The organism is Micromonospora sp. C28ISP2-4 (genome assembly GCF_030519385.1).
GTDB lineage: Bacteria > Actinomycetota > Actinomycetes > Mycobacteriales > Micromonosporaceae > Micromonospora > Micromonospora tulbaghiae.
Genome location: NZ_JAUMKG010000001.1, coordinates 36,652 through 50,163 on the forward strand (window position 1 = coordinate 36,652; position 13,512 = coordinate 50,163).

At 75.0% G+C, this 13,512-nt stretch carries 12 protein-coding genes; 10 read left to right on the plus strand and 2 right to left on the minus strand.

Annotated elements, in window-relative coordinates:
- Positions 1-179: 179 nt before the first annotated feature.
- Positions 180-725 carry a plasmid pRiA4b ORF-3 family protein gene (locus Q3W68_RS00185; RefSeq protein WP_302903545.1) on the minus strand — a complete coding sequence of 182 codons (546 nt, stop codon included), beginning with the start codon at positions 723-725 and terminating at the stop codon, positions 180-182.
- Between the two features lie 150 nt (positions 726-875).
- Between Q3W68_RS00185 and Q3W68_RS00190 the strand changes: the two genes are divergently transcribed.
- From Q3W68_RS00190 to Q3W68_RS00235, 10 genes are all read left to right on the plus strand, one after another.
- Entirely contained in the window at positions 876-1,787 is a 912-nt protein-coding gene (locus tag Q3W68_RS00190; RefSeq protein ID WP_302903546.1) for a pyrimidine reductase family protein, read from the plus strand.
- A gap of 453 nt (positions 1,788-2,240) precedes the next feature.
- The gene (locus tag Q3W68_RS00195; RefSeq protein ID WP_302903547.1) at positions 2,241-3,989 is read left to right on the plus strand and encodes an ATP-binding protein; all 1,749 of its coding nucleotides are present in this window, start codon (positions 2,241-2,243) and stop codon (positions 3,987-3,989) included.
- A gap of 11 nt (positions 3,990-4,000) precedes the next feature.
- A complete protein-coding gene (locus Q3W68_RS00200; protein WP_302903548.1) occupies positions 4,001-5,149 on the plus strand; it encodes an exonuclease SbcCD subunit D in 1,149 nt (382 codons plus the stop codon).
- Positions 5,149-7,623 carry an SMC family ATPase gene (locus Q3W68_RS00205; protein ID WP_302903549.1) on the plus strand — a complete coding sequence of 825 codons (2,475 nt, stop codon included), beginning with the start codon at positions 5,149-5,151 and terminating at the stop codon, positions 7,621-7,623. The genes Q3W68_RS00200 and Q3W68_RS00205 overlap by 1 nt, the downstream gene beginning before the upstream one ends.
- A complete protein-coding gene (locus Q3W68_RS00210; RefSeq protein ID WP_302903550.1) occupies positions 7,620-8,591 on the plus strand; it encodes a hypothetical protein in 972 nt (323 codons plus the stop codon). Before Q3W68_RS00205 ends, Q3W68_RS00210 begins: the two co-directional genes overlap by 4 nt.
- Positions 8,591-9,448: a spermidine synthase gene (locus Q3W68_RS00215; RefSeq protein ID WP_302903551.1), complete on the plus strand. Its 858-nt coding sequence runs from the start codon at positions 8,591-8,593 to the stop codon at positions 9,446-9,448. Before Q3W68_RS00210 ends, Q3W68_RS00215 begins: the two co-directional genes overlap by 1 nt.
- A gap of 82 nt (positions 9,449-9,530) precedes the next feature.
- Complete coding sequence (locus Q3W68_RS00220) at positions 9,531-10,229, plus strand: sigma-70 family RNA polymerase sigma factor (protein ID WP_013284847.1); 699 nt, start codon at positions 9,531-9,533, stop codon at positions 10,227-10,229.
- On the plus strand, positions 10,226-11,005 hold the full coding sequence (locus tag Q3W68_RS00225; RefSeq protein ID WP_302903552.1) for an anti-sigma factor: 780 nt from the start codon (positions 10,226-10,228) through the stop codon (positions 11,003-11,005). Before Q3W68_RS00220 ends, Q3W68_RS00225 begins: the two co-directional genes overlap by 4 nt.
- A gap of 205 nt (positions 11,006-11,210) precedes the next feature.
- Positions 11,211-11,867: a hypothetical protein gene (locus Q3W68_RS00230; protein ID WP_302903553.1), complete on the plus strand. Its 657-nt coding sequence runs from the start codon at positions 11,211-11,213 to the stop codon at positions 11,865-11,867.
- A 151-nt stretch (positions 11,868-12,018) separates the two neighbouring features.
- On the plus strand, positions 12,019-12,933 hold the full coding sequence (locus tag Q3W68_RS00235; protein WP_302903554.1) for a DNA-3-methyladenine glycosylase: 915 nt from the start codon (positions 12,019-12,021) through the stop codon (positions 12,931-12,933).
- A gap of 4 nt (positions 12,934-12,937) precedes the next feature.
- Here Q3W68_RS00235 and Q3W68_RS00240 read toward each other — a convergent pair whose 3' ends face one another.
- Complete coding sequence (locus Q3W68_RS00240) at positions 12,938-13,459, minus strand: DUF1990 family protein (RefSeq protein ID WP_252450809.1); 522 nt, start codon at positions 13,457-13,459, stop codon at positions 12,938-12,940.
- Between the last annotated feature and the right edge of the window lie 53 nt (positions 13,460-13,512).

The following is a 13,512-nucleotide window of genomic DNA, read 5'->3' on the forward strand; positions in this document are numbered from 1 at the left end:
TTACCGCTCCCCTGCGTGACGACTCATCCGAGGCCCGCGCGGTCAGCGACGCGGGTGCGCGTGCCGGGTGGCGCAGCGGTCGCGTGGACAGCCGGGTGCGGGTCGTGTGGTCAGCGGCGCTGCCGTCGCGTGATCAACGGCGCGGCGGTCGCGTGGACAGCGGCGCGGCGGTGGTGTGGTCAGCAGCAGCGGCGCAGCAGGACGGTGGCGCGGTCGGGATCGAACGCGGCCGGATCGAACGCCGGGCCGGTCCACTCCCGCATGGTCGGATGCTCCGGATGCTCGGGGTCGGCGAGCGCGGCCAGCAGGACCGCGTACCCGGCCGGACCGCCCACGTCCTCCGGCGGGCACGCCCGCTCCCCGTCCAGGCACAGCGGGTAGCGCTCGTCCGGGTCGGCGGCGCAGCAGTCCTCCACCACCACGTCGTGCTCCCACCAGTCACCGAAGTCGTAGGTGTAGCGGAAGCGGTCGCCCTTGCCGACGAGCGCGTCCAGCCGGACGTCCATCTCGTCGCGCAGCGCCAGTTCGCCGTCCGGGTCGGGCTCGCCGTACTGCCGGCCGCCGACGTCGAACGAGTGCAGGTGGCAGTCGCGCCAGCCCATCGCGTGCTGGATCACCCGGTGCAGCCGGTCCAGCGTGTAGCCGCCGGGCACCAGCACCCGCCGCCACACCGGCGGCCGGACGCCGGCCAGCGACACCATGAGCTGGAAGATCTGACGCGACACGACGTACCATCCTTCCTGGGCATAGGCTGCCTGCATGATCTGCCGAGCCTGCCGGGAACGGCGGCACGACGACTGTCCTGGCCGGAAGTGGTGCGACTGCCAGCACCGTACCCCCGAACCCACCCCTCCGGTCACCGGTCCGGCCGGCGAATGACCGTCGGAACCCCGATCGAACGGATCTGGCCCGCACCCGTCACCGGTGCGCTCACCGATCCGCAGCTCACCGCCCTCTACGGCCGGACGGACCGCCCGCACCTGCGGGTCAACTTCGTCGCCAGCGCCGACGGGGCGGTCACTCTGGACGGCTACTCCGCCGGGCTGTCCGGCGAGCCGGACAAGCGGGTCTTCGGGCTGCTGCGGATGCTCTGCGACGGTCTCGTGGTGGCCGCCGGCACGCTGCGGCACGAGGGCTACCGGGCGGTGCGGCTGAGCCCGGACCGCCGGGCCTGGCGCCGCGAGCAGGGGCTGGCCGAGTTCCCCACGCTGGTGGTCGTCTCCGGTTCACTCGACCTCGACCCGGCGCAGGCCGCGTTCGCCGACGCCCCGGTCCGGCCGATCGTGCTCACCCACGCCGACGCCGTACCGCCGCCCGGGCTGACCGACGTCGCCGACGTGCTCCGCTGCGGCCCCGGCCGGGCTGAACTCGCAGACCAGGTCGACGGCAGCGACCGTGCCGACGGCGGCGGGCGGGTCGACGGCGGCGGGCGGGTCGACGGCGGCGGGCGGGTCGACAGCACCGGACGGAGTGGTGGCGCCGGACGGGTCGACCTCGTCGCCGGTCTGGCCGAGCTGCGCCGGCGCGGACTCGACCAGCTGCTCTGCGAGGGCGGCCCGCACCTGTTCGGCGCGCTCACCGCCGCCGACCTGGTCGACGAGCTGTGCCTGACCGTGGCGCCGCTGCTCGCCGGCGCCGGTCCGGGCCGGATCACCGCCGGGGACACCAGCGTCCCGCGCCACCTGCCGCTGCGTCACGTACTGGCCGCCGCCGACGGCGTGCTGATGCTGCGCTACGCCCGCGACCCCGCCGAGACCCCGCCCGCCGGCGCCACCCCCGCCGCCTGACGCGGCTCGCGGCTCGCGGCTCGCGGCTCGACTCGCGAGATCTTGGTAGCAAACGGCCCCCATAGGGGCGCTTTCGTACCAAGATCTCCGCGCCGTCCTGACACGCGGGACGTCACTCCTACTGCTCGGGACGACACGTACCGGCATCGCCGAATCCTGGGCGGGGCAGGCGACGGGTGGAACGTCATGGGTGTCACAGGCAGGCGGAGACACCCATGGTGTTCCACCGAGCGGCCGGCCTGGACGGCGCGACGGCGAGCGGCGAGCGGCGAGGGGCGAGTGGGGCGGGGCAGCGGGAAACGCACGCGCAGTGATCGGGCGGATCCGGGTGGCTACCGTTCGGCGCACGTGTGGCGTGGCGTCCGCCGCGTCGCGTGGCAACCTGTCGCATCCCTCGGGCAGGATGCACGACGTGCACCGCCAACGGTACGACCAGCCGACCGGAGACCGCCGATGACCGACGACCAGCTCGACGGGCCCGGCGAGGGTGTCGGCCGGGTGCTCGGCACCGCCGACGCGACCCCGCTCACCTTCTGGACCGCTGTCGCGCCGGGCAGCTACCTGCAACTCGACGACGTGGTGGTGACCCGCCGCGACCTGCCCGACCGCGAGCCGGTGACGATCGCCGGGGTGGTGACGCAGGTGCGCGCCCGGCACGAGGGGGCGCAGTTCGACTCCGACGTCTTCGCCATCGCCGACGGCACGCTGCCGGCGCAGGTGCAGGAGGCGGCCGAGGTCACCACCACGCGGGTCGACCCGGAGTTCTACGTGCCGCCCACGCCGGGCGCCGTGGTGCACCGGGCCGAGGGTGACGCGCGGGCGCGGGCGCTGCACTTCGACCGGATGGAGCGGCGGATCCCGATGGGGATGGGCCGCGACGGCGTGCCGGTCTACCTCAACGCCGACTTCCTCGACGGCACCCGGGGCGCGCACGTGTCGATCTCGGGCATCTCCGGTGTCGCCACCAAGACGAGCTTCGCCACGTTCCTGCTCTACTCGGTGTTCCGCTCCGGCGTGCTGGGCGGCGACGCGGTCAACGCCAAGGCGCTGATCTTCAACGTCAAGGGCGAGGATCTGCTCTTCCTCGACCACCCGAACAGCCGGCTCGACGATCCGACCCGGGCGGCGTACGCGAAGCTGGGCCTGGACGCGGGCGCGTTCCCGGACGTGCGGGTGTACGCCCCGCCGCGGGTCGGCGACTCCTCCGGCACGCCCGATGTGAGCAGCCGGCTCACCGGCGTCGACAGCTTCTACTGGACGCTGTCCGAGTTCTGCGCCGACCGGCTCCTGCCGTACGTGTTCGCCGACGCGGACGACGAGCGCCAGCAGTACACGATGGTGGTCCACTCGGTCGCCGCCCACCTGGCCCGCTACGCGCAGCCCGCCGACGGCGGTGTCAGCATCGACGGGGTGCGGCTCGGCTCGTACGCCGACCTGGTCGACCACGTGGTCGAGCAACTGAACGACGACGAGACGCGCGGGGAGTGGGCCGGCAGCGCGGTCGGGCTTGGCACCGTGAACGCGTTCGCCCGCCGGCTCATCGGCAGCAAGAAGGACCTGGGCCGGCTGATCCGGGGCGACCTGGCGAGCCGCCGCCCGCACTCGATCAACACGGCGGAGAGCGCCCAGGTCACTGTGGTCGACCTGCACAACCTGCCGGACCGCGCGCAGCGGTTCGTGGTCGGCGTGACGCTCAAGAGCGAGTTCGAACGCAAGGAGAAGGCGGGCACGGCCAAGCCGCTGCTGTTCGTCGTGCTCGACGAGCTGAACAAGTACGCGCCCCGGGAGGGCTCGTCGCCGATCAAGGAGGTGCTGCTCGACATCGCCGAGCGGGGCCGCTCGCTGGGCGTGATCCTGGTCGGCGCGCAGCAGACCGCGAGCGAGGTGGAACGGCGGATCGTCACCAACTCCGCGATCCGGGTGGTGGGCCGGCTCGACCCGGCCGAGGCGTCCCGCCCGGAGTACGGCTTCCTGCCGCCCGCCCAGCGGCAGCGGGCGCTGCTGGCCAAGCCGGGCACGATGTTCGTCAACCAGCCGGACATCCCGGTGCCGCTCTGCCTGGAGTTCCCGTTCCCGGCGTGGGCCACCCGGGTCTCGGAGGCGGGCCGCGCGCCCTCGGAGACGCTACGGTCGATCACCCAGGCCGCCGATCCGTTCGCGGTGGTCGGCTCCGGCTCCTCCGACGACGACATCCCGTTCTAGGCGGCACCCACATGAAGATCCTGCACACCTCCGACTGGCACGTCGGCAAGGTCCTCAAGGGGCAGTCCCGGGCCGAGGAGCACAAGCAGGTCCTCGCCCAGGTGATCGAGATCGCCCAGCGTGAGCGGCCCGACCTGGTGATCGTCGCCGGTGACCTGTACGACACCGCCGCGCCGACCCCGGAGGCGACCCGGCTGGTCACCCGGGCGCTCACCGCGCTGCGGCGCACCGGGGCCGACGTGGTGGCGATCGGCGGCAACCACGACAACGGCGCGGCGCTGGACGCGCTGCGCCCGTGGGCCGAGGCCGCCGGGATCACGCTGCGCGGCAGCGTCCGGGAGAACCCGGACGAACACGTCGTCGACGGGGTCACCGCCGGCGGGGAGCGCTGGCGGCTCGCCGCGCTGCCGTTCCTGTCCCAGCGGTACGCGGTACGCGCGGTGGAGATGTACACGCTCACCCCGGCCGAGGCCAACCAGACGTACGCGGACCACCTGGGCCGGGTGCTGGACCGGCTCGCCGAGGGGTTCACCGAGCCGGACCGGGTGCACCTGGTGACCGCGCACCTCACTGTGGTCGGGGCGAGCACCGGCGGCGGCGAGCGGGACGCGCACACGGTGCTCGGATACGCCGTGCCGGCGACGGTCTTCCCCGGCAACGCGCACTACGTGGCGCTCGGTCACCTGCACCGCTCGCAGCGGGTCATCGGCCCGTGCCCGATCCGCTACAGCGGCAGCCCGCTCGCCGTCGACTTCGGTGAGCAGGAGAACGTCTGCTCGGTGACGATCGTGGAGGTCACCGCGACCACGGCCGCCCGCATCCGCGAGGTGCCGGTGCCGGGCGCGGTGCCGCTGCGCACGGTCCGCGGCACGCTCGCGCAGCTCGCCGAGATCGAGGCGCCGGAGGGCTGGCTGCGCGTCTACGTCCGGGAGCAGCCCCGGGCCGGGTTGCGCGAGGAGGTGCAGGAGCTGCTGCCCCGGGCGCTGGAGATCCGGATCGACCCGGAGCTGGTGCCCGCGCCGGGCAGCGGGACGCGTACCGCCCAGCGGGCCGGCCGGTCGCCGGGTGAGTTGTTCGGCGACTACCTGGACAGCCGGGGGCACGCCGACGAGGGTGTCCGGGAACTCTTCGACGAGCTGCTCGAGGAGGTGGAGCACTGATGCGGCCGATGCGACTGGACATGGCCGGGTTCACGGTGTTCCGCGACGAGACGACAGTCGACTTCACCGACGCCGACTTCTTCGCGCTGGTCGGGCCGACCGGTTCGGGCAAGTCGACGGTGCTCGACGCGATCTGTTTCGCGCTCTACGGCACGGTGCCGCGCTGGGGCGGCACCCGGGGGCTGGCGAACGCGCTGGCGCCGTCGGCGACCGAGGCGCGGGTCCGGCTGGTGTTCGAGTCCGCCGGGGACCGGTACGTGGCGACCCGGGTGGTGCGCCGCGACGGCCGGGGCACCGTGAAGACGGCGAACGCCGGTCTCCAGCTCATGCCGCCGGGGTTCGACGTCACCAAGCTCGACACCGGGCTCAGCCCGGAGGACCTGGGCGAGGTGGTGGCCGGCACGCCGGCCGAGATGGAGCAGGCGGTGCTGGACGCGGTGGGGCTGCCGTACGAGCAGTTCACCTCCTGCGTGGTGCTGCCGCAGGGGCAGTTCGCGGACTTCCTGCACGCCAAGCCGGCCACCCGCCAGCAGATCCTGGTGAACCTGCTCGGGCTGGGCGTCTACGAGGAGGTGCAGAAGAAGGCGGTCGAGCGGGCCGCGCAGGCCGAGGCGAAGCTGGAGACCGTCGACAAGATGCTCGGCGGGCTCGCCGACGTCGACGACGAGAGCCTGACCGCCGCCCGGGAGCGGGTGGACGCGATGCGGGAGCTGGCCGCTGCGGTCGCTGCCGCCGTACCGGAGTGGGAGCGGGCCCGGGCGACGGCGGGTGAGCGGGCCGCGGCGCTGGCCGCCCTCGACGCCGAGCTGGGTGTGCTGGCCGGGGTCCGGCCGCCGGACGGCACCGCCGAGCTGGCGCGGGCGGTGGCGCAGGCGCGGATCGCCGCCGACGAGGCGGCGGGCGCGGTCGGGCTGGCCGAGGAGCGGGAGGAGAAGCTGCGCGGGGAGCTGGCCGCCGCCGGTGACGAGAGCGCGCTGCGGTTGCACCTGAAGGCGTACGCGGACCGGGACCGGCTGACCGCGGAGGCGGCGACGGTCCGCGCGGCGGTGGACGCGGCGCGGACCGAGCACGACGCGGCGGTGGAGGCGCTGGCGGCGGCGCGGGCGGACGCGCAGCGGGCCGAGGTGGAGCTGGAGTCGGCGTTCCGCGCGCACGAGGAGGCCAAGGCCGCCGACCAGGCGGTGGCGTTGCGGGCGCACCTGGTCGGCGGCGCGCCGTGCCCGGTGTGCGAGCAGACCGTCACCTCCGTGCCGGCGGTGCCGAAGGGTTCGGCGGTGAGCCGGGCGATCGAGGCGGGCAAGGCGGCGCGGGCGGCGAGCGAGGCGGCCAAGCGGGTGGTGCAGGAACGGGACGCGGCGGCGCGCGACCTGGACCGGGTGCTGCTGCGCGCCCGGACCCAGCACGACCAGCTCGGCGCGCGCCTGGCCGAGCTGGACGAGCAGCTCGCGGACGCGCCCGCGCCGGAGCGGCTGCGCGAGTCGCTGGCCGAGCACGCGCGGCTGCGTACCGCGCTGGAGGAGGCGGCCGGCGCGGTGCGGGCCGGGCGGGAGGCGGCCCGGCGGGCGCGGGGCGCACTCGACGCCGCGCAGGAGCGGCTGCGCCGGGCCTGGCGTGACTTCGACGCGGTACGCGACGGGCTGGCCCGGTTCGGGCCGCCGGCCGCCGACCGGGACGACGTCGCAGCCGCGTGGGCGGCGCTGGCCGGCTGGGCCGGCGAGCAGGCACAGGCGCGGCGCACGGAGCGGGACGGGCTGGCCGCGTCGGTGGAGGCGGCGCAGCGGGCGGCGGCCGAGGTCGCCGACGGTATCGCGGCGTTGTTCACCGCTGCCGGGCTGGACGCGCCGCAGGACGCGCCGCGCGACGTGGCGGTGGCGGTGGAGCGGGCCGAGGCGGAGTTGCGCCGCCTCGACGAGCGCCGGGAGCAGGCCGCCGGGCTGCGGGAGCAGCGGGCCGGGCACGAGCACGAGGCGCGGGTGGCGCGGGCGCTCGCCTCGCACCTGCGGGCGAACAACTTCGAGCGCTGGCTGCTCACCGAGGCGCTGGACCTGCTCGTCGACGGCGCGTCGCGGATCCTGCGGGAGCTGTCCGGCGGGCAGTACGACCTGGTGCACGACAAGGGTGAGTTCTTCGTGGTCGACCACCACGACGCCGGGCTGCGGCGCGGGGTGCGGACGCTGTCCGGCGGGGAGACGTTCCAGGCGTCGCTGGCGCTCGCGCTGGCGCTGTCCGAGCAGCTCGCCGGCATGTCCACCACGGCCGCCAGCCTGGAGTCGATCGTGCTGGACGAGGGCTTCGGCACGCTCGACGCGGCGACGCTCGACACGGTCGCGGCGACGCTGGAGAACCTGGCCGCCCGGGGTGACCGGATGGTCGGCGTGGTCACCCACGTGCCGGCGCTGGCCGAGCGCATCCCGGTCCGGTTCGAGGTCCGCAAGGACGCGCGGACGGCCCGCGTGGAACGGACCGGCCTGTGACGTCACAGTCGCCGGCGTTCTTCGTCGACGCCTGGGATCCGGCGTACGGCGCGTCGTTCGAGGCGGCGGGCGGGTCCGGGCCGGCCGCGCCGAGCAGCGCCCAGGTCGACGCCGACGTCGAGCTGCCGGCCACCGACTGGCGGGCCGTCGGCCCCCGCGCGGGCGTGCGGGCGCCGGACGTGGTGCTGCTCGTCGACGGGGTACGCCGGATCGACGCCAGCGTCTGGACGGCCGAGGAGGACGGCGGCTCGTTCCCCGGCATCGCCGCGTCGTACGCGGCCGGTGTGGTGCGCTGCGACCTGGACCGGGGCGCCGCCGAGATGGCCGGTTCCCGGGTGGGCCGGGGGTTGTTCACGGCGAGCCCGTCGGCGCAGGACGTGATCGCCGGCTCGGTCCGTTACCCGGTGCACCGGGTCAGCGGCACCGGCGAGCTGAGCAAGCTGCCGGCGGCGGTGCAGGCGCCGCTGACCGCGCTGGAGGTGGCCGTCTCCGACGCGGTACGCACCGACGGCGACCTGCTGGTGGTGGACGGCCCGCTGCGCAGCCGGCGCAACCTGCCGCGCACGCTCGGGTACATCAAGACGCAGCACAGCCAGTACCTCGACGCCCGGCTGACAGCTGTGGTGACCGGGCTGGCGCCGGGCGAGCGGTGCCCGGTGTTCCGGCTGGGCACGGCGTGGGGCGGCTGGTCGTGGTATCTGCGACTGCCGGTGCGTGCCGGCGCGCCCTGGGCGGGCATCGTGCGGGTGGAGTGCTCGGCCGACCTGACCGTGCCGGAGGCGATCGCGCTGGCCGACCTGTCGCTGGTGACGCTGCCCCGGTTCGCCTCCACCCCGTACAAGGATCCGCGTGCCCCGCAGAACCTGGTGCCGATCGCCGGGCTGGAACGCCGGCTGCGCGGGATGCTCGGCGACGCGCGGCTGCTGCACCGGGTGCTCACCGCCGCGGCGCGCGGGATGCGGCGCTGATGGGCCGGCGACGCGACGCCGACCGGGTGGCGGCCGACGTCGACACGGGGCGGGCCGAACTGGTGCCGGACGTGGACCGCCCGGGCTCGTGGACGCTGCTGCTGGACGGCGCGCCGCAGTCGCACGTGGACCTGACGGACCCGTCGCACCTGGAGTTCGAGTACGTCCGGCGGCTGGCCGCCGCGCTGGACCTGGTGGCGCCGGCCGGGACGCCGCTGCGGGTGCTGCACCTGGGCGGCGGCGCGCTGACCCTGCCCCGCTACGTGCAGGCCACCCGGCCCGGTTCGACGCAGCGGGTGTCCGAGGTGGACGGCGCACTCGTCGAGCTGGTCCGCCGGGAGTTGCCCTGGCCGTCCGATCCGCGCCTGAAGGTGCGGGTGGCCGACGCGCGGGCGACGTTGACGTCGAGCCGGGACGGCGCGTACGACGTGATCGTGGCCGACGTGTTCGCCGGCGCCCGTACCCCCGCGCACCTGACCTCGGTGGAGTACGCCGCGGAGGTGGCCCGCGTGCTCGCGCCCGGCGGCAGCTACCTGGCGAACGTGGCCGACGGCCCGCCGCTGCGGCACGCGCGGGCGCAGGTCGCGACGGTGCGTACCGTGCTGCCCCGGGCCTGCCTGGTCGGTGACGCGGCGGTGCTGCGCGGCCGGCGCTACGGCAACCTGGTGCTGGTGGCGTCCCGGGTGGAGCCGCCGGTGCCGGAGCTGACCCGGCGGGCGGCGGGCGACTGGTTCCCCGGCCGGGTGCTGGCCGGCGCCGAGCTGGACCGGTTCACCGGCGGCGCGGCGGTGGTCCACGACGCGGACGCCGTCGACTCCACTCCCCCACCGCCGGGAATTTTTTCCGTCAAACGTTGATCCGATCCGCTGGTCGATGCGTATCACCGGGCGGCCATGCCCGTGGGGGGCCGGCTGATGTCATTGGACAGCGGAGGTCTGCATGCATGCGGTGGCGGCCGGCTGGCACGGCGAGGTGGCTCGGCCCGAGTGGATGTTCGCCCGGGCACAACCACACTCGCGCGCCTCGCGTTCGGGCCGGGGGGTCGACGCCCGGTCCACGGATCGCCAGAATGACCCGGTGCCGCCGCGACCCGCTCCCGGACGCCACCAGGCGACCTCCGCCGAGGCCAGCCACTCCGACCAGCTGATCCGTCTGCTGTACGCCGAGCACGCCGGCCCGCTGCTGATGTTCGTGATGCGGCTGACCGGCGGGGACCGGCAGCGCGCCGAGGACATCGTGCAGGAGACGCTGCTGCGGGCCTGGCGCAACGCGCACCGGCTCGGCGTGCAGGGCCAGGGCTCGCTGCGGCCCTGGCTGGTCACCGTGGCCCGGCGGATCGCCATCGACGAGCACCGCAGTGAGCAGGCCCGCCCGCCCGAGACGTACGACCGGGATCTGACCATGTTCGCCGAGTCGGACAGCACCGACCGGGTGCTGCGCACGATGACCGTAGCGGACGCGCTGCGTACGCTGAGCCAGTCGCACCGGGAGATCCTGGTGGCGACGTACTTCCGGGGGCGCACCGTGCCGGAGGCGGCCGAGGAGCTGGGGCTTCCGCTCGGTACCGCCAAGTCGCGGGTCTACTACGCGCTGCGCGCGCTGCGCACGGCTCTGCAGGAGAGGGGGGTGACCGAATGAGCCGGGCCGACCACATGGACGTCGCCGCGTACGCGCTCGGCGTGCTGGATCAGCAGGACGCGGAGCGGTTCGAGGAGCATCTGGCCACCTGCTGGGCCTGCGCGGCGGAACTGGAGACGATGGTCCCGGTGGTGGGGCTGCTCTCCGGCATCGACGGCGAGGCGATGGCCGCGCTGGAGCAGACGCACACCGATCCGGCGCTGCTGGACCGGACGCTGATGGCGGTTCGGCGGGACCGCCGCCGTACCCGGGTGCGGCAGTGGCTGGCCACAGCGGCGGCCGTGGTGGTGTTCGGCGGGGCGAGCGCAGCGGCGGCCGGGATGCTCGGCGACGAGCCGGCGACGCCGCAGGCGGTGCCGACGCCTGCCGTGCCGTCCGTGGCGCCGAGCGGCGAGCCGGGCAACCCGAACGACCCGGGCGTCGGCGGGCCGGAGGAGATCGAGGGCGACCAGCACAACGCGACCGACCCGGCGACCGGCGTGCAGACCACGATGTGGCTGGCCCGCAAGGAGTACGGCACGCAGATCGGGGTGCTGCTCAGCCGCCTGCCGGGGCCGCGCACGTGCCGGCTGGTGGTGGTCCGCAAGAACGCCACCAGCGAGGTGATCTCCACCTGGTCGGTGCCGGTCGGCGGCTACGGGACGAACCAGAACCAGCTTCCGCTGCAGCTGAGCGCGTCCACCTCGGCCCCGGTGCGCGACATCGACAAGCTCCAGGTGCAGTCGGTCGACGCGAACGGGGTGGCCAGCACGCTGGTGACTGTGGACGACATCTGACCGGGTGTGCCGACGGCGCCGGGTGGCTGGGCCACCCGGCGCCGTCGTGTCGTGCCCCGGCCGGCGGACCCCCTCGTGCTGACGCACGCATGCCGGCGCCCATCGGTTCAATCGGTCCACTGTGAAATGTGCCACCCTTGCGGGTTCAACCTTGACAGCACCGCGCCCGTACTACTCGGCGAACTGCCAAGAACGAGGAGGGCACGTGGCACACCACAAGCGGACGACCGTCATCGTCGCGAGCGCGATGGTCGCACTTACGGCCTGCGCCCCCGCAGGCTACAACGGGGCGAACTCGGGCGCGGCCGAGCCGGTCGCCGTGGCCGCGGCCGAACCCACAGCGGCGGCCGAACCGGAGGCGTCGGCGGCTCCCGAGGAGCCGGTAGCGGACAAGGCACCCCCGGCCAACGTGAAGATCACCGACGAGCTGGTCGGCAAGAAGCTGCCCCGGATGGGCCGCGTCGTCACCGACCAGGACGGCTGGGTGCTGTACCGGTTCGACAAGGACTCCGACGACCCGCCGCAGTCCAACTGCGTGGACAAGTGCGCCGAGGTGTGGCCGCCGTCGCTCACCGACGGCAACCCGCAGCTGCGCGGCGTCTCCGACGACAAGGTCGGCACCATCACCCGCCAGGACGGCACCCGGCAGCTCACCATCGGCGGCTGGCCGGTCTACCGGTACATCGGCGACAAGAAGCCCGGCCAGTGGAAGGGCCAGGGCGTCGGCGGCACCTGGTTCGTGGTCGACCCGAACGGCAAGAAGAACCTGACCTGCCTGCCGACCGGCACGCCCAAGGCGGTCGCGCCGCCCGCCGCAGGCAGCTCGAACAGCTCCGGCGGCGGCTCGGACTACTCGTACTGACGCGCAGGACACGGTGACCGGTCGCCGCCGGGGAGGGCGCGGCCGGTCACCGTCGCGGACCCGGGAGGCGGGGCGTACCGGCATCGGCCCGCCTCCCGGCACGCGGGGGCGTGCCCGGCGTCACGGCTGGGCCGCGTGGCAGAGTGGCCTGGTGACCTCGCCCGACGCCCACCGTACGCTGCGCCCGCCGGCCGGCTACCGGCTGGCCCCGTCGGTGCGGGCGCTCACGTTCAGCCCGTACGACCCGTGCGCGCGGATCGCCGCCGGCACGTTCTGGTGGGCCACCCGCAGTCCGGACGGCCCGGCCACGCTGGCGCTGCGTCCGGAGGCCGGGAAGCTGCTGGCCGAGGGGTACGGCCCGGGCGCGGCCTGGGTGGTCGACCGGGCCGACCGGATCGCCGGGCTGTGCGACGACCTGACCGGGTTCGCCGCGCTCGCCGACGCGCACCCGCTGGTGGCCCGGCTCGCACACACCCACCAGGGGCTGCGGATGCCCGCCACCGGCCAGGTCTTCCCCCGGCTGCTGCGGGCCGTCTTCGAGCAGAAGGTCACCGGCAAGGAGGCGTACCGGGCGTACGCCGCGACAGTCCGGCACTTCCGCGAGCCGGCACCCGGCCCGCTGCAACCGCTGCTGCTGCCGCCGGAACCCGCCGCGGTGGCGGCCACGCCGTACTGGGTGTTCCACCCGTTCGGCGTCGAGCAGCGGCGCGCCGACACGCTGCGCCGCGCGGCGGCCGTCGCGGACCGGCTGGAACGCTGCGCCGACTCGGCCGAGGCCACCCGGCGGCTCACCGCGATCCCCGGGATCGGGCCGTGGACCGCCGCCGAGGTGGTGCGCATCGCGTACGGCGATCCGGACGCGGTGAGCGTCGGCGACTACCACGTGCCGAACACAGTGGCCTGGGCGCTGGCCGGGGAGCCGCGCGGCGACGACGCCCGGATGCTGGCGCTGCTGGAGCCGTTCCGGGGGCACCGCGGCCGGGTGTGCGTGCTGCTGGAGGCGGCCGGCGTCCAGGCACCGAAGTACGGCCCGCGCGCCCCGATCCGCTCCTTCGCCCGCTACTGACCGCTCAGCGCCGCCGGCACAGCCGCCGCAGCGTCCGCCCCAGCCACCAGGCGTACGCCCGCTGGAAGCCCAGCACGACCGGCCCGCCCGCCCGCACGTACCAGTGGGCCGGGCGGCTGAACGCGGTCACCTCGAACCAGACGCCGTCGGCGCCCCGGGTCACCAGGAACGCCTCCTCACCGACCTCCGGATGCCCGGGCAGCGTGCCGTAGCCGAACCCGGCCCGGTCCGGCTCGTCCACCGTCCAGACCACCTCGGTCGGGCCCCACAGCCGCACCGGGCCGACACCGAGCCCCGGCGTGACCCGTACCCCGGGCGCGGCGCGCGGGGCGTCCGCGCGCATCACCACACCGGCCGCGCGGTGCAGCCGCCAGCCCAGCACCGCGTCCGCCGCCACCGGGAAGCCGCCGTCCGGCAGCCGCACCCGGTGGCGCAGGTGGTGGTAACCGGCCGGCAGGCCGCCGTCGCGGGTCGCGCCCACCTCCGGGTACGTCAGCTCGGGCACTGCGGCCACCTCCACGCTCATGGGAACACCCCCGCCAGGGTACGGCCGCACCGGAGCGCTGTGGTGAGCTGAGC